Here is a 24,317-nt window from a genome sequence, read left to right on the forward strand (position 1 = left end):
GGTGAGTGTGTGGACGCACATGAAGTGAACCGTGTTCGGGCGTCGTTGGCGTTATTCGTGGCGGATGTGTTCGCCTCGGTGCCGCGCAAGGATCAGCGGGCCAAGGGCGACTGCTATCTGCGGGGACTGATGATGGACGGTCGCCGCAAGTCCATCCAGGCCATGGCCTCGCGGCTGCCGGACGGCAATGAGCAGAACCTGCAGCAGTTCGTGAACCAGTCCACGTGGGATCCACTGCCGGTGCGCCGGCGGATCGCCGAGCGGATGGTGCCGCAGGTCGGCCCGGACGCCTGGGCGGTCGACGACGTGTCGTTCCCCAAGGACGGCAGGATGTCGGTCGGCGTCGCCCACCAGTACTGCGGTGCGCTGGGCAAACAGGCCAACTGCCAGGTCGCCGTCAGCGTCCACGCGGTCTCCGAGACGGCGTCGTGCCCGCTGAACTGGCGCCTGTTCCTGCCACGAGAATGGGCCAAGGACACCGTCCGGCGCCGGCAGACCGGCGTGCCGGAAGACGTCGGACACCGGGAGAAGTGGCGCCTCGCACTGGACGCCCTGGACGAACTGGACGGATGGGGACTGGTGCCGCCAGTGGTGGTGGCCGATGCGGGCTACGGCCAGAACGCAGACTTCCGTGCCGCACTGACCGAGCGGGGACACGCCTACGTGGTCGGCATCCGCGGCGATCTGACCGTCCAGCCGCACGACGCAGTCCCTGATACCCCAGCCTGGTCCGGCAACGGCCGCCGACCGGTTCCCCGCTACCGGCAGCCACCACTGACGGTGGCGGAACTGGCCGCGGCCGCCGGACGGGAAGCCTTCCAGGAGGTGACCTGGCGGGAAGGCTCCCGCGGTCCGATGACCTCCCGATTCCTCGCGGTGCAGGTCCGGCCGGCCGGGGTACGCCCGCGTCGGCTGGCCCAGGCAGCCGCGGTGGCCGAGCACGGCCGGTGGGACGGCGTCTTGCCCGAGGTGTGGTTGCTGGCCGAATGGCCCGACGGCGAGGACAAGCCGACCCGCTTCTGGCTGTCCGACCTGCCCGACGAAACCCCGATCCCGCAACTGGTCCGCCTGGCGAAGATCCGCTGGCGCATCGAGCACGATTACCGAGAACTCAAGCACGGCCTGGGCCTGGACCACTTCGAAGGCCGCTCCTGGAACGGCTGGCACCACCACGCGACCCTGGTCACCGCCGCCCACGCCTTCCTCACCGAGCAGCGGCTGGCCCCAAAAGCCGACACAGCGGACTCACCCTCTACCAGATCCTCGACACCCTCCAGGACCTGCTGAACTGCTGGACCGGCATCTGCACCACCTGCCACCGACCCCTGCCCCGCAGGACCACACCAAGATCAAGACAGACCTAACGGAGTCCTACTAGCAGAGTCTCGGGCAGGTCGGGCATGACGTGGAACGCGAAATGCCAGGTTTTGAAGAACCTGTCCAACCGTTGTCAGGTCGCGGCCCTCATCGAGCGGCATCGTGGACCGCGTCGTCGACTTCGCCGCCTGCCAGGGCAGACGGCCCGCTGCGTCGAAGTAGCCGCCGGTCGGGCCGTCCGGCCCCAGCTGAGCCATCCGAACGATGACCTCGGCGCCCTTCTCGACGGTCTGCATGCCCGCGTGCCGGTTCAGGTCCGTTGCGGTGTCGCCGGGCTCCACGGCGTTGATCCGCATCAGCGGGAACGCCTTGGCGAACTGTGGCCGAAGGTAGCCCCTGTGAAGCCACGGCTGGTGAGCAGCGTGTTTTGATGTGTTGGTGATCGTTAACGCACGGGAAACATCCGAGCCGCGGACGTACATGGACCGCATTCTGGAGCACTGGTCCAAGGACGAGGACGCTGAGGCGCTCGTCCAGGGGACGCAGCGGCTGACCAGGGGGGAGGCTCGGCGGCGGCTGTTCAGGTTGGGGCATGCGCTGCGCGAGCAGGGGCTCGCGCCCGGCGACGGAGTGGGGCTGTTCCTGGCCAACCGCGTGGACTCCGTCCTGATGCAGCTCGCCGTCCATCTCATCGGCTGCCGCGTCGTGTTCCTGCCGCCCGAGCCGGGGCCCGGCGAGCTCGCCGCCCTGGTCGAGCAGTCCCGGGCACGCGCCGTGGTCACCGACCCGCTCTTCGCCCAACGGGCCGCCGACGCGGCCGGCCGCAGCGTCCATGCCCCCGTACTGCTCAGCCTCGGTCCCTGTGAACAACGGTGCACGGACCTGCTGGCCCTGGCGGCCGATTGCCCGGCCGTGCGCCCCGCCGGCGTGCCCGCCCCGGGAGCGGACGAAGCCGTCACCGTCCTCTACACCGGCGGAACGCTGGGCCGCCCCAAGCTCGCCGCGCACAGCCACCGGCTTTACGACGCGCTGGTGGACCTGGCGGAGGACGCCCCGAACTCCCGCCCTGGGTTCTTCCCGACCATGAACCAGGGCACGGACAGGGTGCTCGCCTCCACGCTGCTCACGCACGGCAGCGGCCACCTCACCTCGATCCAGGCTCTGGTGACAGGGTCCGCCCTCGTCGTGCTGCCCGAGTTCGAAGCGGGCGCGGCGCTGACGGTACTGCGCGAGGAGCGGATCACCGCCACGATGTTCGTACCGCCCATGCTGTACGCGGTTCTCGACCACCCGGATTGCAAGCCGGACGCCCTGCCCGCGCTGCGGCGGATCGTTGTCGGCGGCGCGGCCACGTCGCCCAGCCGGTTGCAGCAGGCGGTCGAGGTGTTCGGGCCCGTGCTCAGCCAGGGCTACGGGCAGTCCGAGGCGCTCGGTATCACCGCGTTCGGCGCGGAGGATCTCGCTTCGGAGGGAGCCCGCCGCCCCGAGCTCTGGCGCAGTTGCGGTCGCGCGATATCCGACGTCGAGATCGAGATCCGTGGTGAAGACAGCACCGCGGCGCTGCCCGTCAGGCAGGTCGGCGAGGTGTGTGTCCGCGGCGAGACGGTGATGCTCGGCTACTACGAGGACCCGGAGCGCACCACGGCCGCGCTGCACGACGGCTGGCTGCGCACCGGGGACATAGGCTACCTCGACGCCGAGGGGTACCTCTATCTCGTCGACCGGGCCAAGGACATCATCGTCACCGGCAGCACCAGCGACAACGTCTACTCCAGGGTCCTGGAGGATTTCCTGCTCACACTGCCCGGTGTACGCAACGCCGCGGCGCTGGGCGTGCCCGACGAGGAGTACGGGGAGGCCGTACAGGTCTTCCTGGCCACGGCCGAGGGCGCCGACGTCGACCCGCAGGCGGTCGGCGCAGCGGTGACCGCCGAGTTGGGAGAGTTGTACACGCCCCGCAAGACGGTGCTGCTGCACCACCTGCCGACGACCAAGGTCGGCAAGGTGGACAAGAAGGCGCTGCGCGCCGCGTGGACGAGCGGGGCCTCGGACACACCGCAGACGCCGTAGTTGTGGAAACACTTCGGCCGATGCGGCGTCAAGCACGCCGGGAGGACAGGACCCTTGTGGCGCAGCTGGCCCTCTGGGTGCCCACCGCGACGCACCGTATCGTCGACGGCCACCGTCCGCAGAGACCGGCGCCCTTGCTCGTCGAGCCGGGCGAGTCGCGGTCGCTGTCGAGGTCGACGGTGATCGGACCGTAGTAGCCAACCGCCGAGGTGCGTGCCGGGGACGAGAACCCCCGCGTCCGCCTCGCGTAACCCGTCCACGGCCGGTGCCGTGTACTCCGTGCGCCGGCACATGACGCAATCGTCGCGACGTTCAGGCACGCGGTGGCATGCCGCACCTCAGCGGCCCGGCAAAACTCGGCAGACCGTCCCGGTCGGGATGGCGGGCAAGGTGCAACTGCCCGGGGGATGTGTGCTCATCGGCGACACTGCCTTGCCTGCACTGGAGATTGAGGCGGTCAAGGTCGATTGATCCCGCGTACCGGATGCCAGGTTGCGGTGGTAGGGCACGCGACGGCGGGTTGCCCCGGACAAGTGATGGTCCGGAGCGAGACGGTGAGTGCGACTGCGACCCACGCTGATCTCCACAAGAACTCAGCCTCGAGCCGTCACTGTCACCTTTGATCACCGGAAACGTCCGGCGCCTCATCTGCAACAGAGCCTCGTCGTGTCCGCTGACCGGATCGGACACTGGGCCAGCCTCGACCGCGCCGACCTGCACATGACGGTCCACGCCGACCGTCGTGGCCTGTGGTTCCCTCCGGGTGAGGCGGTGCCCGGCGTGACCCCGGCCCCGCGCCGACGGTGTCGTCGGTTCATGCGGCTCGGTCGCCAGGAGATCGACGGAGGCGCGGTGGGGGGATGGCGAGTCCCTCGGTGCGCAGCACGGCTGCCACGCGGCTGGCGAACTGCACCGGCGGGTGGCGAAGGTGTGCCCGCAGCAGCCGCCGCTGTTCCTGGCGGCCACCGCGGATTGGCAGGATGCGTACCGCCTGGCCCTCCCGCAGAAGGCGTGATCTCGGTCCCCGGCCACGACGCCATCCGGGCAGAACCGACGGTTCACATGACGGTCAGGCTCACCGTCCCACCGACTCCAGCTCCGCACTGCGTACTGAATTCACACCTGGCTATTGTCGGCTTTTATACGTGATCAGGTTAAATCCTCAGTGGATCATGGTCATACGACAACTGGGGTCGGCGCAATGAAGCGGTATACGGGTCGGGGCCGGTGGTACCGGCCGGTGACGGGAACGGTCGCAGCAGTCCTGGCGGTCGGCGGGTGCAGCTCGAGCAGCGGCAGCGCAACCAGCCATGCCGCTGCCACCTCTGCCTCGCCGAGCGGCGCCGCCAGCACCGCGGCCGGCGCTCGTGACACCGCGCTCTGGCACAAGTGGGGCCTGACCCCGCTGCCGGCCCCTCCGCAGCCGCCGGCCGACAAGCCGGTGAAACTCTCCGCCACCGGAGCCGTTCCGGTCCTCACCCACCTCCCGACCTCGCAGAAGGTCGTCTTCATCACCGTGGACGACGGACAGGAGAAGGATCCGAAGTTCGTCGAGATGATGCGGGATCTGAAGATCCCGATCACCATGTTCTTGATGAACGACGCCATCAAGCCGGACTACGCGTACTTCAGACCCCTGCAGGCGCTCGGCAACCACATCCAGAACCACACCTTGCACCACCCCGCCATGAGCACCATCCCCCTGGCCCGCCAGAAGGAAGAGGTGTGCGGTGACCAGAAGATCCTCACCAAGGAATACGGCACCGCACCGCTGCTGTTCCGCCCGCCGTACGGCGCGTACAACAACAACACCAAAATCGCGGTGGGTGAGTGCGGACCGCGTGCGATCGTGTGGTGGCGAGAATCCATGCAGATCCGCAACATGCAGTACCAGGCAGGAGACAAAAGGCTGCATGACGGTGACATCATCCTGGCCCACTTCCGCGGGCCCAGCGAACTCAAAGGTGCCACGATGACACAGATGTTCGCCAACCTGCTCAGGCGCATCCAGGAGCAGGGATTCACCGTAGCGCGCCTGGAAGACTACATCCAGTCACCAGTCGGATGATCCCGACAACTCAGCCCCCTTGGCCTGCCCGGCCAGGCAGGAAACGGAACCACAGCGGACGGGCGCCATCCGCCCGCAGCCAGGCGGATCACCCGCCGAGGCAATCGCGCTGACCTCGCGCGCATAGCCTCCTCCAAGATCTGCAATGAGCCACGAGGGATGGGGATTCGCGATGGCCGTACAGCGTGCCAGGGCGGGTCTGCAACGTGGTTGCGGATGGCAGACTTGTCTCGTGACTCGCTGGGTTCCCAAGGCCGCGAGGTGAGCGCGGCCGACACCTGACCACACTCTTCGGCCGGCTCGCTGTCCTCACCGGACTCCAAGCCTGCCTCCTGCTTTTGCCCGAGCCCGTGGCCGGCTTCCCAACGGGGTACGGCCGGCCGGCGTGGGCCGTCGCCGAAGCAGCCAGCTGCACTCTGCTGTGGATCCTGGCGTCACTGGCCACCGCCATCAGCCTCGCCCGCCCCGGCGCCGCGACGCCCGCCTCGTCGGAGCGGTACTCGCGCTGGCCCTGGGCCTGCTGTGCACGGACGCGGCGGCGGCTCTCGGACCGCACGGCGACGACGCCCGCTGGAGGGCCGGAATGCAGCGGGCCGGTGGCGGCGAGCACGACCTTCCCATCTCAAAGGTGCTCAGGACACCGCGACAGGTCGAGGTCAGTAGGAACCACAAGGTGACGTACGCAGCCGACGTCCAGGTCGAGGTACCCTACCGCTCCGGCCCACGCCCGCTCACCCTCAAGGACCAATGGTTCCAGTTCGACCCGCCGACAGTGGGTGACAAAGTCACGGTCGTCTTCGCTCCGAGCCGACACGACCTCGGTGCCGGGGAATGTCTATGGCACGTTCTCGGACCTGCTCAGCCTGGGCGTGATCCTCGGGAGCATGGGCGTGCGTCTCGCGCTGATCGTCTTGGGTGTAGCCGGTCAGCTGGACGCTGGCACCGAGCGCGGCCGTGCGCTGAAGTCGTGTATTGACGGCCACTCGGCGGTCTCCTTTTCAGGCTGTGCGGTGAGTTCGGCAGGCAGAGCGGTCTCGTAGGTTTCGTACCTACAGGTTGTTGGACCAGATCTCGCGTGCGAAGGCGGTCAAGGCCAGCAGGTCGTGCTGGGCGGCGTCCGTGTGGCCTGCGACCTTGGGAACTTGGCTTCCAGCGCGTCCAGGACGTGTCGCATCCGGGCCTGAACGGCGTCGGCGTCGGGTTGTCCGAAGGCGGCTCGCAGCAGGGTGGCCGCCCATGGCTGGGCCGACTTGGGGACCTGACTCAGCAAGTTTCCGGCCTAGTGGGTACGCCCGCCCTCTCAGACCTTCCGGGTCAGCGCGTCCACGCGGACGAACGCATACGTCCCGGCATCCAGGGGGCGGTTGCGGAGCGCGGCGATCTGCTCGTCCATGTGCCGGGACATCGCACCGACCTGGGACTTCAACAGCTGAGTTACGTCGAGGGGCTCGGCGAGCTTCTCAACCCGGCGAGTGGAGACACCCAGCAGATAGGCGATCGCGGCCACCGAGGCGAGAGTCTGCTCGGCTTCGGCACCGCAGAAGGTGTTGGTCCTCGCGGACATCAGCGCGTCGGCGAATGCCTTGATCATCGCGTGCAGCAGACCGGGACTCGCCGCGGCGAGGTTGTCCTCGGCGAGTTGGACGCAACCTCGCCTCTGTCTCGGTCGGGTGAGAGCCGTCGGTCTGGTGATCGCTTCGGTGGCTGTGCCGTGGGCGTGTGGCTGATGGTCGTCGTGTCTTTTATCTTTTAAGTAGATAACCAGGTGATGGCGATGGGTCGTTGAGTAAGGAACTGGAACGCTTGGAAGCGGCGGTCCACGCGAAGGGCGAGGAACTTCGCATCCGGCGACTCCGTGTGCCCAGCCCCCCTCCGTGATGCGCTGTCGCAACACCTCAGCTTCAGAACCTAGCGATTGCCCGTGATACGCGAGGAGTGCAGATGGAACTGGAACTGCGTCACCTTCGCTTGCTGCGCGCGGTCGCCGAGGTGGGAAGTATCAGCCGCGCCGCCGCGGTCCTCGGCTACTCGCAACAGTCGGTCAGCGCGCAGCTTCAACGGATCGAGCGGCACTTCGGTCAGCCGGTGTTCGCGCGCGGGTCGTCGGGTGTGGAGCCGACCTCGTTCGGTGTCGACGTCCTGTCCCAGGCAAGGGACGTGCTGGCCCGAATGGAGGTGCTCGGGCGCCACTGCCCGAAGGATGCCGTCCCTCTGCCGTCGGCTCTGCGACTGGCCGCCACCAACACACCCATCCTTCCGGGCATGGTGGCGCGGCTCCAGACGCGACTACCGGGCGTGGCGATCAAGGTCAGCAGTGTCTACTCGTCCTCGGAGATCGTGGAACTGCTGGAGCGGGACGAGTTGGACATCGCGCTCGGCGTGGACTACCCAGGCATGGAATTGCAGCACTCCGACGCCGTAGCGCATCGGGGAATCGTCACAGAACCCACATTTGTCGCGCTGCCGACAGGACATCGACTCGGGCACCGAAGCGAGATCGTCCTGGGTGACCTGGCAGATGAGGCATGGTTTCTGACGCCGAATGACGGTGCGGGCTGGCCCGAGGTATTTTACACCGCCTGCCATACCGCTGGATTCACTCCGGCCACGGTTCACGAATACCTCGGCGATCGGAGACAACTCCAGGAGATGATCGCCAATGGGCTGGGGGTGTCCATGGTTCAGGCGACGACTCGGCCGAGTCCCGGCGTGCTGGTGAAACCTTTGGCCGGAACGCCGTTGTGGTGCCGCTACCTGTTGGCCTGGCGGCCCGAGAGCCTCTCCGAGCAGTTGGTGGACCTGATCCTGAGTGTTGCCTCGGCGGCCTACGGTGATCTGATCGCGTCGTCGCCACACGCGCAGGCGTGGGTGTCGCGGGTGTATCGACCAAGCCGATCGTGAGAATCCGGCTTCGCGCTGAACAGTCCACTATGCGAACCAATCGACAAAGTTTTACCAACATCTCTGATGTTGTGGACCCTTCAGTGAAAACGCAGTACCCCAGAGCGTTGCTCACCCGTCAACTCCAGTGCCAGGTTGCATTGCACCGCCCCGTAGGGCTCGGGCGGCTCCCCACCCCCCACCGAGGGAGATGCAATGCTCCTCAGACCACCCCTGCCCAGATTCCTGGCCGTAGGCCTGGCGGCCGGAAGCCTGGCCTTGGGCCTGTTGACCACTCAGGCGAGCGCGGCACCACATCCAGGGCAGAGTCCGGCGGCCCACGCCCCGGCGACCACCGCGGCCGCCAAGCCATCCGGTGCCGACACCGGCCCGAGCACCGAACTCCCCGCCGCGCGGTCCAAGCCACTGCCGGCCTCGTTGCGGGGCGCGCCCGCCGAAGTGGCGCCTGTCGCTTCGCCGGCACGGTCGCCCCGCAGCAAGCCCGCGACCACCAGCCGTACCGAACCCAAGAGGGCCCCAGCAGCCGTGACGTCCTGTACGACGGCGGACTTCGCAGGCCGGACCGGCGCCGCGCTGGTGGCATACATCAAGACAGTGGACTGGTACACCTGCATCAACCCGCTGTTCGACTTGACCGGCGTGAACGCGAACGCGGTGTTCAAGGAGTCGCAGATGCTCGCGGTGGCCAACGGCATCGCCGATACGGCCGCTTCGTACACCGGCGACGACTCCGGCGGCCTGCACGAAATGCTGTACTTCCTGCGCGCCGGCTACTACGTGCAGTCGCTGCACCCCGCCGACGTCGGCACGTACGACTCCACGCTCACCAGCGCCGTCGAGTCCGGGTTCACCACGCTCTTCGACAGCTCCCACTCCAACGACGTCAGCGCGGGCAACGGCGACATCCTGGAGCAGGCGTTCGTCACCTCCGACAGCGCGCAAACACAGGGCGGCCTCCTCGACGTCTACAAGCGGTACCTCACTGCCTACAGCAGTGCGTGGGACGCGTACCCGGCGATGGACCGGGCACTCAACGCGATCTACACACCGCTGTGGCGCGGCCCCGGCATCCCGGACTTCGTGACCGCGGTCACCGCCGACCCCAGTATCGCCGACACGCTGTACACGTTCACGCTCAACCACCGCGACCTGCTGGGCGGGGACAACGACGTCCTGGACTCCAACGCGGGCAACGACCTGGCGCACCTGGTCCAGATCCCGGCGCTGCAGGGCAGGATACGCCCGCTGATCAAGGGGCTCATGGACGCCTCGTCCATCACCGGGCCCACCGCCAACCTGTGGGTCCACGTCGCCTACCGGGCCGACAACGACGACGCGGCGCAGTGCTCGTACTACGGCGTCTGCGATCTGACCGCGCAGCTCATGAGGGCCTCGCTGCCGATCTCGTACGGCTGCAGCAACTTCACCATCATGGCGCAGTCGCTGACCGCGACGCAGCAGAGTGACGTGTGCAACAGCCTCAAAGGCGAACTGCCTTACTACCACAGCCTGGTGAAGGACAACGGGCCGATCCCGGGCGAGTACTTCAACGTGAAGATGGTCATCTACGGAAGCAAGGCCGACTACGCGACCTACTCATGGGCGATCTTCGGCAACTCGACCGACAACGGCGGCGAGACGCTGACCGGCAACCCGACGGACCCGAACAACGTCGCCTATTCCATCCTCTACCAGAAGCCATCCGACGACGGGTTCCCCGCCAACGCCTGGAACCTCAACCACGAGTTCACGCACGTTCTGCAGTCCATCTACGACATGAAGGGCGACTTCGGCACCCAGATATCCGTCCCGGACGTCTGGTGGATCGAGGGCCAGGCCGAGTACGTCTCCTACAGCTACCGCGGTATCACCGACGACGACGCGATCGCCGAGGCCGCGAAGCACACGTACAAGCTCAGCGACCTGTGGCAGAACAACTACACCATCGACGACGAGACCCGCACCTACCCGTGGGGCTACCTGGCCGTTCGCTACATGACCGAGAAGCACCCGGACGACGTGCAGGCCATACTCGCCAAGTTCCGCACCGGTGACTACAACGGGGCGTACGCCATCTACAACACCACCATAGGCACCCGCTACGACGCCGACTTCGACGCTTGGCTCACCGACCTCGCGCGAGGCGGCGGTGGCAGCTCGGCCACCGCCTGCACGGACTCCAACGCCCAGGCCATGGGCCAGAACTGCTACCGAGCCAACCAGTCCGCGGCTGCCGGTGACACCGACTACCTGTGGATCTACCTGCCCGCGGGAACGACCACGCTGAAGGTCGCCACCAGCGGCGGCACGGGCAACGCGGACCTCTACTACGACCCGACCACGTGGGCGGGCCCATCCGCCTACACCGCCAAGTCCATCAGCTCCGGCAACGCCGAGAGCATCAGCGTCACCAACACCTCGGCCGGCTACCGGTACATCAGCCTGTACGCCGCGACCAGCTTCAGCGGAGTCACCGTCACCACCACCTACTGACCCCCGCTGCGAGACGTGCCCGGTCGATCACAAGCCGACCGGGCACGGCCTTCGGCCAATCCACCTGAGGTGAACCGTCTCCATGAATCCACGCATGGCAATGACCGGCCACGTCTTCACCGTCCCACTGGACCACGACGATCCCGCCAGGGCGACCATCGAAGTGTTCGCCCGCGAGATCGTCGACCCGCCCCGCGCCTCGGAGAGGCTGCCGTGGCTGGTGTTCCTACAAGGCGGACCGGGCGGCAAATCCCCTCGGCCGAGCGGCCACGCCCCCGGCTGGCTGGCACGGGCGCTGCAGACCCATCGGGTACTGCTGCTCGACCAGCGCGGCACCGGACGCAGCACTCCGGTGACACCTGCCTTCGCCGCGACGTTCGGCTCGGGCAAGGACCTTGCCCGCTACCTCTCGCTGCACCGGGCCGACGCCATCGTCCGCGACGCCGAGCTGATCCGGCGGCAGTTGTGCGCCGACGAACCATGGGAGACTCTCGGCCAGAGCTACGGCGGTTTCACCACCCTGACCTATCTGTCCCTGGCGCCCGAGGGGCTGCACGCCTGCCATGTCACCGGCGGCCTCCCAGGCCTCAACACCAGGGCCGAGGACGTCTACCGCCTCACCTATCCCCGTGTCGAGGCCAAGAACGGCGAGTACTACGACCGCTACCCGGGGGACGTCGAGAAGGCCCGCCAGATCGCCGACCTCGCCGAAACCGGCCGCGTTCTGCTTCCCGACGGTGACAGGCTGACATCACGGCGACTGCGGACCCTCGGGCTGGCGTTCGGCATGAGCGACGGTTACGAACGAGTCCACTGGATCCTCGACGAGGCGTTCGACTCGGCCGGCCGACTGAGCGACACCTTCCTGCTCCAGGTCATGCAGCAGACCGGGTTCGTGGACAACCCACTCTTCACGATCCTCCAGGAGCCGTGCTTCGCCCAGGACTCGACGCCGACGAACTGGGCCGCGCAACGCATCGCGATCGAGCATCCGCGGTTCGCGGAAGACGCTGATCCGCTGCTGTTCACCGGCGAGATGATCTACCCCTGGATGTTTGAGGACATCAGAGCCCTGCGCCCCTTCGCCGAGGCCGCCGAGACCCTCGCCGCGTGGCCCGAGTGGCCCCCGTTGTACGACCCGGCCAGGCTCGCCGCCAACCAAGTGCCGCTGGCAGCGGCCATCTACCACGACGACATGTACGTCGACGCCGAACTGTCCCTGCGCACCGTTCGAGAAGTGGGGTCGGCTCGCGCGTGGGTGACCGACGAGTGGGAGCACGACGGTGTGAACGCATCGGGGGACGTCGTGCTGTCACGCCTGATGGCCATGACGGCCGGTAGACGCTGACCGGCATTCTCAGCCCCTGGAGAACGGGACGGCTGGCAGCCAAGCAGTTGATCAGGCTCAGCGATTCGCCACGCGTCCATGCGAGCAGTACCGCTGAGACAGACCAGAAGAGCATCGGCCACCGGTACGAGCGGACGCGGCCTAACACCTTCATCGCCCTGAACATCGGGACGGCCACGAAGGCCTACCGCGTCCGCCAGTCGCCACCAAGCCGGTCAGCGAGCTGGTCGAAGCCGCCGACAAGAAGCAGCTGAACAAGACCAACGCCCGCTGCCGCCGGGCTGATCTCTTGTACATCGACGAACTCGGCCACACGGAACCACCGTCACCGCGCCGAACACCTCTTCCTGGCCCTGACCGAACATGACGAGAAGAACAGCATCGTCATCACCTCCGACGAGTCCTACGGCAAAGCGCAGATGTTCCGGCGAAAATGTCCTGGGTCGTGCCGAAGCACGACAGGTTGAGCGCGGGTTTTGGATATTGATAGTCAGGACGTCTGGTGCCGCTGTCGCGCGATGATCGGTCCAGCAGTCGGACTGCTTGGTCGCCGCTTCAGCTCCGCAACTGCGGCATACAAGGTTCGGTCCGTTTAGGGCCGTCGGGTCCGCAGCAGCCGTTACGCCGCTCGCGGTCAGGGTGCGGGGCCGTGCCTGGCAAGTCGTCGGGATGCAGGATGATCACTTGTGTATGGGGGCTGATGGCGTAGGTTCCCTGGGATACCCGCGGTGGGGCGACTCGGTGGCCTTCCACCTTCTCGGCGGCGGGCGGCACTGGGCTTGTGTCGTAGGAGTAGGCGGCCGTGCGGGCGCCGGTCGTCTTGTCCGGTGTGTGCGGGGCTTGTTGTCCGTGGTCGCGTCGTAGGTGTACGTCGTGTTCGCGACGCCAACACCCTGGCACCCGCCCGGCCGGCGAATCACCCGCCCATGATCGGGCCGAGGTAGGTACCGCGCCGGAGACATCGATGATCTGGCCCGTCACCCAGCGCCCCTGCGGACCCGCCAGGAAGCCCACCCGGGCTCGCTCGGAGACCAGGAACCGCGGCTCGCCGTCGTCGACGGCGGTGACGTACTCGTGCTCCAGGTCCTCCAGGCAGGCCGCGATCTGATCGCTGCGCCAGGGGGCCAGCGGATCAGCTCGTGCGGCACCCCGGCAGTCTCCATGACCGGCCGGCGCCCCAGCCGCTTATGACGTACGTGGCCAGCCGGCTCACCGCGATGCTGCGGTCTCGTGCCGGGCTGTACGACGAGCAGGCTTTGGCGCAGCCGTCCGCCTAACACAGATCAGTCACGGCGTGCGTAGCGACACGCAGCCGACAGAGGGTGAGCAGACGTCACCAGTTCATCCGGGAGGGCTAATGGTCATTCAATCTGCCTGGTCTTCGAGTCGCTTCACATTCTGATGGAGCACCAGGCAAGGCCGTATATACCCCGGTCGGCCCCTGTCGCACAGCTTTCAAGATGACCCGATATGACAGCTGTGAGTACTTTTGGTCGCAGTCGGCTCACGAGCCGACGTCTCGGAGATATACAGACAGGAGAGGTGATATGAAGCTCGCTCGTTCCACCATGGTGACCGCAGGTGTCTCGGCCGCCGCGGCGCTCGCCGTGACCGGCATCACCTACGCCTCGGCAGCCTCCGCCCCGGCGCCCCAAGCGGTCCCGGCCGCCGCCTCGGCAGCGCCCTTCGGCGGCGACTCCGGACAGAATAAGGCCAACAACAACGAAGGACAGGGCAAGGGCAACGAAGGAAAGGGCAACGAAGGCCGGGGCGAGCGGCGCGAGGAAGGCCGCCGCCACGAGGACAGAGGCCGGATCGAGATCAACGAGCGGTCCTACTCCGCCCACCCCGGCGACTGCATCACTGTCGTCAGCGGCCTGGGCGCCAGGACCCTCAACATCCGCAACGAGAGCCACAAGCGCGTCGAGGTCTTCCGCGGAGCCGTCTGCGACAACGGCGCCCCCATCGCCACCGTCGGCGCCTGGAGCTCCGCCGACGGCGTATGCCCGAGGATCAAGGACGAGGACGAGAAGAAGAACGGGAACGAGAACGAGAACTGCGAGGAGCGCGAGCACCACGAGAACGGCAAGCACGACGAGAACGGCAAGCAGGACGAGAAGGGCGAGCACCACGAGAAGATGGAAGACGGCGTGATGGTCAAGAACGGAGTCATCGCCAGCTTCCGCGTGGTCTGCGACCACGACGACCGCGGTGAGGGCGGCGAAGGCGGCCGGGGCGGCGAAGGCGGCGAGGGCGGCTGGGACTGACCCCGAAGCCGAGCAGCCCAATACGGGGCCCAGGCCCGCCGCAATCGGGCCGGGGTACTCCCATCCCATTGTCCGACAACCTACGTGCTACGCGTGCACCACCGGCCCGGGGGCCAGGCGTTCGCCCCTGGTTCCCGGGCCGACGCTCCTTCCCCTGTTGGTCGATCCACCTGGGGATTTCCGCCCCGAACGCTTCCCGCGGGCACACCTGACCGCGCCCACGCCACCCGCTTCCCTCCCGGCGTTTCCACCGCCCCGAACGGGTAAGAAAGAGCCGAACCCACCCGCCACGAGGCCGACCCGCGATCCAGGACACGTGCAGCCACCCCGGCACAGGCCCCGCACCCCGCCCCTAGGCCGGCGCAGGAGTCTGCCTGGGAGGGGAGGCGAGCCGCAGGCCCACCTCCACGAGGGTCCAGCCGAGCCGGGTGCGCAGGTCGACAGGGGGTTTCGCCTCGACGGCGAGTCGGTGGGCGGCGGCCTTGGCGCGCAGATCGGTGGCGCGGAGCCGGGCGAGCTGGTTCTGGGTGTGCATGCTGCCACCTGTCAATCGGTCTTGGTCGGGAACAGGCGGGTGTGGATGCGGACCGTCTCGGCCTCCGGGGTGTCCCTGGCGGGGGCCATGGTTCGGAACTCGTCGATCAGGGCGTGCATTCTGCCGACCAGGTCCTGGGCCAGCTCCGGTGTCAGCCGTAGCGTCATGTCGCTCACGTCGGTGGAGCGGGCCCAGCTGTGTGACCACTCGTTCCGGGTGGCCAGCCAGGTCGACAGCTCGCGCGTGTGGGTGTTCGCGACCTCGTGCAGGAACGTGTTCATCGCGCCGCGCACCTGCGGGTCGGCGTCCTGGAACTCGTCGCTGTCGAAGACCAGCCCCTGATCGGCCGCCTTCCACCAGCGCTCCCTGCCCTTGCCGCGCTCCGCGGCATCCTCGACGAAGCCGTGGGCGGCGAGCTGGCGCAGGTGGTAGCTGGTCGCCCCGCTGGACTCGCCCAGTCTCTCGGCGAGTTGGGACGCGGTGGCGGGCCCCCCGTGTCGCAACGCCTTCAGCAGTTCCATACGCAGCGGGTGGGCCAGTCCGCGCGGCAGGCGGGATGCCGTCGACGAGATCGAGGGTCTGGGTCACGTCGTTGACGTTGCTGGCGGTCGTGATGACGTGCAGCGGGGTGCCCTTGCCGTCGCAGATCAGGTGATGCTGCTGCCCGTCTTCCGCCGGTCGACCGGCGACGGACCGCCGCGGCTCCCCCTCTTCTTGCGCGCACGTGGGAGCCGTCCACGCACGCGCGGTTTCAGTCGAGCTCGCCGGCCGCACTGAGCTCGGCAAGCAGGATCCGGTGCAATCGTTCGAAGACTCCGGCCCGCTGCCAGCGGTCCAGGCGCCGCCAGCAGGTCTGCCCAGCTCCAGCTCCAGCTCCAGCTCCAGCTCCAGCTCCAGCTCCAGCTCCAGCTCCAGGATCGGCAAGGCGATGTCCTGGCACAGGACGTACCGATGCCCTGCAGACAGAGCCGATCATCCACTGGCCTAGGCCCCGGCGAAGGCGTCGGCCAGGGCGCCAGCAGCGGTTCGATCAGCGCCCACAAGTCACCGTCCACGATCCACGGCCGAGTCGTCACACCCGCCGAACGATCAGATCGTCACAACAGTCACGCTCGGCCTGGGGCGCCTCAGCGAGATCTCTTTGCGAGCTTACGTAGCCATGCGCAATGTTCCGATTTCGCCACCCTGCCAGCTGGGCCCCGTGAGGCTACGGGTGTGCGATGTGTGTCTCAGGTGTCCGCCGCGTACCGCCAGAACTCCCTGATCACCGGTGCCGGTGCCGGACCCGTCGCTGCCACCTGAGTCAGCAGGATGGTGACCGCACCCGTGGCCGGGATGACGTGCGCCGCTGTGCCCGTGCCGCCCACCCAGCCGTAACGGCCGGGCTCATTCCACGGGTTGGTTCGGTCGATATCAACCGAACCTCCGAAGCCCCAGCCCTGGCCCTCCAGAAACAGCCGGCCGATGTCGCGCTGCGCCGGATTCGTATGGTCGGTGGTCATCATGCGTACGGAGTCGGCCGACACCACCCGGCGGCCGTCGGCCGACACCCCGCCAGCCAGCAGCATCCGGCAGAAGGCCAGCCAGTCGTCGGCGGTCGAGGCCAGCCCGCCGTTGCCGAGCGGCAGCGCGGGCAAGCTGCTCCACTCGCCGTCCGAGCCGTCGGCGAGCTCCAGGCTGCCGTCGTCGCTTGGCCTGTAGTAGCTGGTGAACCGGCCCCGCTTGGCGGCCGGCACCTCGAAACCGGTGTCCACCATGCCCAGCGGCCCGAAGAGCCGCTCCGCCAGGAACTCCGGCAGCGGCTGGCCGGTGACCCGCGAAATCAGCACCCCCTGCAGGACGGAGCAGGTGTCGTACAGCCAGGCAACGCCCGGCTGGTACAGAGCCGGGATGCCGCCGAGCGCCGCCATCCACTCGTCGGGCGGCGGGAAGTTGCTCGGCACCCGGCCGTCCTTTTGTACCGTGAACAACTCCTGCACCGCCGGTAGCGTGAAGTCAGAGGGGAATCCGTACCCGGCCTGGGAGGCCAGCACGTCGAATACGGTGATGGGCCGGTCGGCCGGCACCACGTCGTCCACCGGGCTCGCCGGCGTGCGTACGACCATCGGCTTCCCCAACTCCGGCAGCCAAATCCCGATCGGCTCGTCCAGTGCGATCCTGCCCTCCTCCACGAGGATCAGCAGTGCGGCGGCGGTGACGGACTTGGTGATCGAGGCGACCCGGAAGATGGAGTCCCTCGCCATCGGGGCGCCATCGCCAGCGTCCTGCGTGCCGACGGCCACCACCTCGACCTGGGCACCCCTGGCCACGAGGCCAACCGCTCCCGGCAGGGTACCGGCACCGACGTGGGCTCCGAGCAAATCGTGCAGGGTCGTCATGAGGCCACCTTCCAGAAGATTCCTGTCGAAAGACAGACTCCCGCACGGGCCGGGAATCATCGGCGTCGACGAGGTCCGCGGCCGCATCCGCCGGCTCCGCCACAACACCTGCACCTCCCTCGCCGCCGTGGCCCTGACCCGCCAAACACCCGAAGAGGTATGGCGACTCGTCGAGCAGTGCGGCCAGCCGTCCCGTGATCGTCGGATCCGCCGTTGGCTGGGCCCTGTCTCACATTCGGTGGTGACGGAGGGTGACGCTATCCGAGGAGGATGCGGTGGCGGAGGAGAGTGAAGCCTGCTCTGCCGTGCATCTGGCGCGCGATCAACCTGGTCTTGGTGTTGACGCCCTCGGTGGGTCCGTTGCTGTACGGGAGTGTGAACGCGGCGATCACAGCGTCGCGGTCTCGCTCCAGGCCCCGGGTGAACGCGTGCAGATGCGGCAGCTCGGCTGCGCGGACCTGGGCGATCCAGAGTTCGAGCGCGTCGGCGTTTCCTGGCTGAGGGTTCAGGAGCTGGGTGAAGGTTCCGACACAGGCGGTCAGTTGAGTCATCTCGGGGCAGGCGGCGGTGAGTCTGGCCAGGAGGTCTCGCCGCTCGGCCTTGAGGCTGTCGGGCCTGCTGAGCAGCATCCGCGTGAGCCGGCGCGCAGAGATGTGACTGCGCTCAGCATCAGCGCGCCCCTGGTTGATGTACTTGTGCAGGAGGTTGAGGCAGCCCGTGAAGTCGAGGGCTTTGATCTCTTCGAAGAGGTGCAGGACGGGGATGGCGGGGTCTTCGGCCCGGCGTTTGCGCAGGTGTTCGCGGTAGGGGTCGACGAGGCCGGCACGGTACTTGGGGACGCGGAGCATCCGTTCGGGCTGCTCGGCGCGGGCGTAGCGTCTGACGGTGTTCAGGGCCAGGTGTAGACGGCGGGCGCATTCGAGCAAGCCCACGCCCTGGTCGAGGAGGCTGTGGACCTGGTGCCAGCGTTCCAGGGTGGTCTGGGCGCGGGGCCCGTCGTAGATCGGCGCGTCCAGCACGGTGGCCCAGCAGCTGCTGTGTGCCTTCACTTCGCTCAGGACGGTCTCGCACAGGTTGTGCCATAGGTGCCAGCGATCACCAACCTGCACCGCGTCGGGCAGGGCACGGCGGATGGCCTCGGCGTAGGTGGCCGAGCCGTCCCGACACACGACTTCGACGCCCGGATGGGCGCGCAGCCATGCTTCCAGGGTGTCAGCCGTGCGGTCGGGCAGCACGTCGATCCGCTCGTGGGTCTCGGCCTCGATCACCACGGTGGCGTAGCGGTGGCGCCGGCGCAGAGCGAAGTCGTCGACGCCGATCACGCGGGGCACCCGCCCGGTGGGCAGAGGGATACGCAGCAGGGCGCGCAGAGCCGTGTGACGCGAGACACCCGTCGCGAGTATCGCCAGCAAGCGTGCCCCCGCCCGGCCTGCTAACTCCTTGACCACGGCCATGACTTGCCTGGCCAGACGGGTGGTGCGTCGCTGGTACGCTCCAGCACCCCGGGCACCTGTTCGCGGAAGGTGTGGCGACAGCCGTGCGTGGGACACACCAGGCGCCGCACCCGCACACGGACCACCACCCGCCGCCCGTCCACTGACACATCGGCCACCGTCCGCAGGTGAAAGCCGTGCACCCGCCCGGACGGCGCTCCGCAACCCGGACACGGCACCGGTTCCTCCGGCGTCCGAGCCCGCACCGCAATCCGCTCGCCATCGTCGGTCACCACCTCGATGACCAGCGGCGACAGGCCCGAAAACACCACATCTACAAGCTCGTTGACATCCCGCGCATCACGTCACCGACGAACCAACACGCTCCGTCACCACCGAATGTGAGACAGGGCCGTTAGATTTGCACTCCCGAACAGGGCGAACGTAGCTTGATGCGGCACTAGTCAGCAGGTGCTCGGGGCGTCGGCTCGTGTGAAGCGTCGCTTGGCGTCCCGGGCGTGGTTGGCCTGCGGAGGCGGTCCGGGGTGCGGGTGGTGCCGATGGAGGCGAGGGCTACGGCGAGCACCCCGGCCCATTGCGGGGTGGCGAGGTGTTGACCGAGCAGGAGCAGGCCGATAAGTGCTCCGACGGCGGGTTCGAGGCTGGTAAGGATGCCGAAGGTACGAGATGGCAGGCGGCGGAGAGCTTCGAGGTGGAAGGTGTAGGGGAGGACGCTGGAGAGTATGGCGACGGCGGTGGCCAGGGCGAGGTTGCCAGGGGCCAGGAGCCGGGTGCCGGCCTGTGCGATGCCGTAGGGCAGGCTCAGTAGAGATCCCCAGATGACGGCGAGGGCCAGTCCGCGACCGTCGGGGACGCGTTCAGCCAGGCGTTTGGCGACGAGGATGTAGCCGCCCCAGCAGCACCCGGCGAGAGAGCCGAAGGCGAGTCCCGAGGCATCGAGCGGAATGCCGGAGTGGCTGAGCAGCACGACACCGCCGGCGGCCAGGCAGGCCCAGAGCAGATCGGTGGCACGGCGTGAGCCGAACAGCGCGATGGCGAAGGGACCGAGGAACTCCATGGTCGTGGCGGCACCCAGCGGGAGGCGGTCGACCGCTTCGTAGTAGCTGAGGTGATGGACGGCGAGCAGAGTGCCGGCACCGGCCGCGGTGCCGAGGGTGGCCCGGTCCCACCGCAGTCCCGGCCGCCACAGGGCGGTGAGGACGACTGCGGCGATGCACAGGCGCAAGGTCACCACTCCCGCCGGCCCCACGGTCGGGTAGAGACGGGTGGTGAGGGCGGCCCCGCACTGCAGGCCGATCACGCCGCCCATGACCAGCCCGGGGGCGGGCGCAGCGCCCAGTCCTCGGCTGATCGCTGCGACAGCGTGCTCACGGCGGATGTGAAGCTGACTGATGGGTGGCCTCCTTGAGCGTCGGTACGTCGCACAGCGCGCGGGTTTTCCGTTCGGGGCTATGGGTGTGGCGCGGGGCTGCGCGCCCCCGTCCGGCGCACAGCCCGGCTGTCTCAAGCGTCCGGTTCTGCCCGCAGCTTCTCGCGAAGGACAAGCAGTTGCCGCGCCAGGGGCTCCATGTCCGGCGCTTCGTGCACTTGCGGTATGCCGGCACGTTGTGCGGAGAGGACGTGACGGGCCCGCGCGCCGAAGCGGACGTTGCCGGAGGGCGTGACCACGACGCCGTCGCGCTCGGCCATCCGCATCTGCCACGCCACCGCGTCCTCGGTGGTAAGGCCGTCGGGCAGATCGAGTGTGATCCGGTCACCGTGGATGTGGACGGGGTAGCCGCCCGGCAGCCCCAGAGGCCCGGGAAGGTCGGCGCGTACCTCGTCACCGGCCGCCAGACGTGCGGCGAGCACGGCCGCGGTATGGCCGGTCACCGCATTCAATTCCTCGCGGGAGCACGCGCGGTGACCGGCGAGCAGTTCGCCCACGCCCTCCATCGGCCGGTCGTCGAGCCATACCCGAGCCTCGTCCGACGGGTGGGCGGGAGCGTGCAGGTGGGCGTGGTGGGCGAGGACCCGGAGTCGCTCACCGGGCTGTGGTCGCACGGCGGCGTGGAGCGAGGCGGCCAGCGTGGCGGAGTTCCCCACGCCGCAGAACACGGGCAGACCCTCGGCATGCAGCAGGGGGTTGACCGCGTCCGGATAGCAGGCGTTGACGAACAGCGCCGTGCTGCCGCTGTCCTGGATCGCACGGGCCGCTTCCCGGGCAAGTACCGCGTGCAACGGCAGACCGATACCGAACCCGCCGGCGGCGAGCAGCGCGGTCCAGGCCGAGGGAGCGCGTGCGCTCTCCCACGGCGATTGCAGCGAGGCGCAGTTGATGACGACACGTGGCCGTATGCGCAGCAGTACGCCCGCGATGGCGCCTCGGTCCGAGGCGTCGAGGGCCTCGGCCGTGAACCGGGTGGCGGATCCGGCGGTCGCGGCTCGTGCGCTCGCGATGCAGGCGATCTCGTGCGCCGCCCGGGCAGAGCGGGCGAGCACCGTCACGGTGCCGGGCAGCGGTTGGCCAGCGACCGCCAGCGAGTAGCAGATGCTGCGGGCGAGTGAGCCGCCGCCCACCACGGCGATGCCCGCAGGTGCGGTGGCGGTCACTCCGTCACCCTATGGGCGATCTGGATGCGGCGGAGGTGGCGGCCGGTGTCGGTGAACGCATTGCGGGCGTGCAACATGCGCCAGTTGTCGAAGACGAGCATGTCCCGCCGCTCGTACTGGATGCCCACGTGCTCGCGCTCGAAGTAGTTCTTGGCATCTTCGAGCAGTGGTCCGATTCGGTCGTCGTCACCGCGCACCAGATTGTTGAAGGAGTAGCGGACGATGGTGCCGTCGAGGTGGTCCTCAATGACCGGATGCTCGGGGTGCAGGTCGAGGCCCAGGTGCCGCATCGCGTCGGTGGTCTCCCAGTCCCAGATGCGGTCGCGCAGGTACGCACGGTCGGCCTCGGCCAGCGTCTCGGCCCAGGCACGGGCATCGGCGATCGTGGTCTCGCCCCCCGCGCCGGTGTTGGGGGTTTCGCACCACAGGGCGAGGTAGCGCGGGGGCAGCCCCTCGAAGTCGTAGCCTTCGGAGTGCGGATAGAGGGGTTTGGTGTTGCCCGCGTGGTAGAACTCCTCCATTCCCGGCTCCGGCCGGACGTCGCCGACCAGGACCCCGGTGTACTGGGGCACGAAATCACCGAGCCGCTTGCAGAAGGCCACGGGGTCGAAGGCTTCGGGCACGCTGCTCATGAAGACGTAGCCGTGACGCTCCATCAGGCCGTGGAAGCTCTTCCACACCATGTCGTCGGCCAGCGGCGCTCCGTTGAAGTCAGTGAGGGACAGCAGACTGTCCGGGTGCCTGGGCATGACTGCTCCTGTTCGTACGAGTTCCTGGTTCCGGCAGGCGCGGCGATGTCAGTGGCTGGTCGCTGCGCGGACCGCGTCCTCCACGTGGCCGGCGAGGGTGGTCACGTCTGCCGCGGAAAGACGGTGATGGTCCGGCACAGGCAGGTAGTCCTGGTCGCCGTAACTGCCGGAGGCGTGGATCAGCACGTCCTCGCTGTCCGGAAGCAGCCCGCGATCGGCGGCGTTGAGGGTGCCGGTGACGGCCATGACGAGCGACCACTCGCGCAGACGCCGAGGATCGGCGGGCAGCGAGACGCCGGCCGCAGCCAGTAGGCCGCGCACTTCGGCGTATCGGCTCAGGCACTCGTGCAGCGAGACGACGAGACCGCCGCCGCCCTGCCTCGCGATGAGGGGGTCCATGTGTGCGGAGGTGACAGGGCGGCGGGTGTAGAAGGTGGGATCGAGCTGTTCCGCGGGATCGAAGGTCGTCGCCGGGAAGTGCGGGTCGCCATCCTGCCGGTATAGTCCCTCGGAGGCTTCGAAGCGGTAGGCGGGCAGATTTCCGCGGTCGTGTGTGCCATGGCGGAGGCTGAGCACCATGTCCGGGGTGCCGAGGTGCTGGACAAGGAAGTAGCGGGCCTGCGGCAGTGTTCGTCCACCGCTCTCTGTGACCCTGCGGTGCCCGAGGTCGTGACCGAGCAGCCCGAAGGCACTGGAGACGGAGTGCACATGGGTCCGGGTGCCGGTGTCACTGTCCGCCTCGGGCAACAGGTCCCGTTCGACAAATGCGCGGATCATGTCCGCGGCGCGGTAGTTGTCCAGTCCGAGGGTGTACCAGACACGGACTCTGTATTGCCGCCACAGGCGTTCGGCATGCTCGGCGGTGAACGCGGCGGCCAGCTCCTTGACCGAGGCCGGCTCCTCGGAGACGTGCACCACCAGCGGGTTGCGGCGCCTCAGCAGGGCATCCTCGCTCAACGGTGATGACCACAACTTGGCGGTGGACACATCGGGAACAACGCAGGTGATCTGCAGCTGGTCCGCCGTCACTAGTCCGGCGACGATGGCCCGATGCACTGCGTCACGCAGAGCCGTGGCTTTGTTCGCGGACGAGGGCGTGACGATCAGGATGCGCTCGCCGGTCTCGGTGATGTGCCGCACCGCCCGGGCGACGATGGTCAGCGAGGCGAGCGTCTTGGTGGTACGCGTCCCAGGGTTCCGCATCAGGTCGAGCAGGCGCAGGGAGTGACCACGGTAGGCGGCCAGTTCGGCGATGCCGATGTCCGACACCGAGAAGAACTGCTCAAGGGCGAGGCTGGGCTCGGGCAGGCGAAAAGCGGGTGAGAACGCTTCTCCACTGCCGGCACGGTCGCGTTCGAGAGCGGACAGGGCGTGCTGCAGTTCCTCGTGGTAGTGCGTGAGGGCGTTCGTCAGGACCGTGGATGCGGAGCGCACGGTGGTCAATTCATTCCCGTTCAGATCGAGATGCAGCCGAAGAGGAGCAGGGAGTTGGGTAGATCTACGTGAGGGGAGAGGGAGTACGGCACGGGCCCCGGTGCGGGGGCGGTCCCGGGGCCCGTCCGGTCAGGCGCCGGCTATCTGGTCTCCGCGGACGAGGCCGCTCCCGGGCGGCACTTCGGCCGCATCCCCACCGAATCCTGTGATCTTGTTCTTGCCGTCGACGAAGACGACCCTCGGCTCGAACTCGTCGGCTTCCTGTGGCGTGACAGCGGCGTAGGACACGATCAGGACCAGGTCGCCCACCTGGGCCTGACGCGCCGACGGGCCGTTGACACCGATGATGCCGGAGCCCCTGGGCCCTTCGATCACGTAGGTCGACAGACGGGCGCCGTTGGTGACGTTGACCAGGTCCACCTTCTCGTGCCGGCGGAGGCCCGCCGCCTCCATCAGATCGAGGTCGATCGTGATGGATCCGACGTAGTTGAGGTGGGACTGGGTGACGGTGGCGCGGTGGATCTTGGCTTTGAGCGTCTCGAAATACACGATGGCCCTTTGCGGTTGCGTCTAGTCAGGTGATGGATCCCGGTGTCGCGACGTGATGGAGCGTGACATGACGAAAACACGCCCACAACCCCCGACAATCAACGAAATCCGAAGCAGTGGAGCGGTGTTGGCCTTGCAAAACGCAGGCAGGTTCCGATCTGT

General features: G+C 67.9%; 17 protein-coding genes and 2 pseudogenes. 7 read left to right on the forward strand and 12 right to left on the reverse strand.

Features of this window, described 5'->3' with window-relative positions:
* The first annotated feature begins 9 nt into the window (after positions 1-9).
* Positions 10-1,287 (forward strand): IS701 family transposase, encoded by a 1,278-nt coding sequence (locus tag BIV25_RS31930; protein WP_079177020.1) that lies wholly within the window; start codon positions 10-12, stop codon positions 1,285-1,287.
* 221 nt (positions 1,288-1,508) lie between these two features.
* Here the strand turns inward: BIV25_RS31930 and BIV25_RS47945 are convergent.
* Positions 1,509-1,697, reverse strand: a pseudogene (locus tag BIV25_RS47945) (short-chain dehydrogenase); the annotation flags it as partial.
* Between the two features lie 100 nt (positions 1,698-1,797).
* On the opposite strand from BIV25_RS47945, the gene BIV25_RS31935 reads away from it, so the two are divergent.
* Positions 1,798-3,387: a class I adenylate-forming enzyme family protein gene (locus tag BIV25_RS31935; protein ID WP_071375969.1), complete on the forward strand. Its 1,590-nt coding sequence runs from the start codon at positions 1,798-1,800 to the stop codon at positions 3,385-3,387.
* Between the two features lie 1,201 nt (positions 3,388-4,588).
* Positions 4,589-5,455 (forward strand): polysaccharide deacetylase family protein, encoded by an 867-nt coding sequence (locus tag BIV25_RS31940; RefSeq protein WP_071375970.1) that lies wholly within the window; start codon positions 4,589-4,591, stop codon positions 5,453-5,455.
* Between the two features lie 1,300 nt (positions 5,456-6,755).
* Here the strand turns inward: BIV25_RS31940 and BIV25_RS53395 are convergent.
* Positions 6,756-7,046, reverse strand: a complete 291-nt coding sequence (locus tag BIV25_RS53395; RefSeq protein WP_071375972.1) for a transposase — start codon at positions 7,044-7,046, stop codon at positions 6,756-6,758.
* Between the two features lie 350 nt (positions 7,047-7,396).
* Between BIV25_RS53395 and BIV25_RS31955 the strand changes: the two genes are divergently transcribed.
* From BIV25_RS31955 to BIV25_RS31965, 3 genes are all read left to right on the forward strand, one after another.
* A complete protein-coding gene (locus BIV25_RS31955) occupies positions 7,397-8,356 on the forward strand; it encodes a LysR family transcriptional regulator (RefSeq protein ID WP_071375973.1) in 960 nt (319 codons plus the stop codon).
* A 525-nt stretch (positions 8,357-8,881) separates the two neighbouring features.
* Complete coding sequence (locus BIV25_RS31960) at positions 8,882-10,849, forward strand: M9 family metallopeptidase (RefSeq protein WP_256256381.1); 1,968 nt, start codon at positions 8,882-8,884, stop codon at positions 10,847-10,849.
* Between the two features lie 82 nt (positions 10,850-10,931).
* A complete protein-coding gene (locus BIV25_RS31965; RefSeq protein WP_071375975.1) occupies positions 10,932-12,197 on the forward strand; it encodes an alpha/beta fold hydrolase in 1,266 nt (421 codons plus the stop codon).
* 184 nt (positions 12,198-12,381) lie between these two features.
* Here BIV25_RS31965 and BIV25_RS54630 read toward each other — a convergent pair whose 3' ends face one another.
* Entirely contained in the window at positions 12,382-12,510 is a 129-nt protein-coding gene (locus BIV25_RS54630) for a hypothetical protein (protein WP_371273085.1), read from the reverse strand.
* Between the two features lie 1,234 nt (positions 12,511-13,744).
* On the opposite strand from BIV25_RS54630, the gene BIV25_RS51475 reads away from it, so the two are divergent.
* Complete coding sequence (locus BIV25_RS51475; RefSeq protein ID WP_071375976.1) at positions 13,745-14,464, forward strand: hypothetical protein; 720 nt, start codon at positions 13,745-13,747, stop codon at positions 14,462-14,464.
* A gap of 352 nt (positions 14,465-14,816) precedes the next feature.
* Here the strand turns inward: BIV25_RS51475 and BIV25_RS31975 are convergent, their stop codons facing one another.
* The 9 genes and pseudogenes from BIV25_RS31975 to panD all read right to left on the reverse strand — a co-directional run bounded on the left by BIV25_RS31975 (position 14,817) and on the right by panD (position 24,155).
* Positions 14,817-14,999, reverse strand: coding sequence for a hypothetical protein (locus BIV25_RS31975; RefSeq protein ID WP_071375977.1), 183 nt, complete (start codon positions 14,997-14,999; stop codon positions 14,817-14,819).
* An 11-nt stretch (positions 15,000-15,010) separates the two neighbouring features.
* Entirely contained in the window at positions 15,011-15,571 is a 561-nt protein-coding gene (locus BIV25_RS31980) for a transcriptional regulator (protein ID WP_071375978.1), read from the reverse strand.
* A 657-nt stretch (positions 15,572-16,228) separates the two neighbouring features.
* Positions 16,229-17,377 (reverse strand): serine hydrolase, encoded by a 1,149-nt coding sequence (locus BIV25_RS31985; protein WP_071375979.1) that lies wholly within the window; start codon positions 17,375-17,377, stop codon positions 16,229-16,231.
* A 257-nt stretch (positions 17,378-17,634) separates the two neighbouring features.
* Positions 17,635-19,139 (reverse strand): annotated as a pseudogene (locus BIV25_RS31990) (ISL3 family transposase).
* A 131-nt stretch (positions 19,140-19,270) separates the two neighbouring features.
* Positions 19,271-20,140, reverse strand: coding sequence for a DMT family transporter (locus tag BIV25_RS31995; protein ID WP_079177011.1), 870 nt, complete (start codon positions 20,138-20,140; stop codon positions 19,271-19,273).
* A 194-nt stretch (positions 20,141-20,334) separates the two neighbouring features.
* Positions 20,335-21,423, reverse strand: a complete 1,089-nt coding sequence (locus BIV25_RS32000; protein WP_071375980.1) for a hypothetical protein — start codon at positions 21,421-21,423, stop codon at positions 20,335-20,337.
* A complete protein-coding gene (locus BIV25_RS32005) occupies positions 21,420-22,172 on the reverse strand; it encodes a TauD/TfdA family dioxygenase (protein ID WP_071375981.1) in 753 nt (250 codons plus the stop codon). The genes BIV25_RS32000 and BIV25_RS32005 overlap by 4 nt, the downstream gene beginning before the upstream one ends.
* A 48-nt stretch (positions 22,173-22,220) precedes the next feature.
* On the reverse strand, positions 22,221-23,606 hold the full coding sequence (locus BIV25_RS32010; protein WP_143076731.1) for a DUF6002 family protein: 1,386 nt from the start codon (positions 23,604-23,606) through the stop codon (positions 22,221-22,223).
* Positions 23,607-23,735: 129 nt separating this feature from the next.
* Positions 23,736-24,155 (reverse strand): aspartate 1-decarboxylase, encoded by a 420-nt coding sequence (gene panD / locus BIV25_RS32015; protein ID WP_071375983.1) that lies wholly within the window; start codon positions 24,153-24,155, stop codon positions 23,736-23,738.
* Between the last annotated feature and the right edge of the window lie 162 nt (positions 24,156-24,317).

Source organism: Streptomyces sp. MUSC 14 (assembly GCF_001866675.1).
GTDB lineage: Bacteria > Actinomycetota > Actinomycetes > Streptomycetales > Streptomycetaceae > Streptomyces.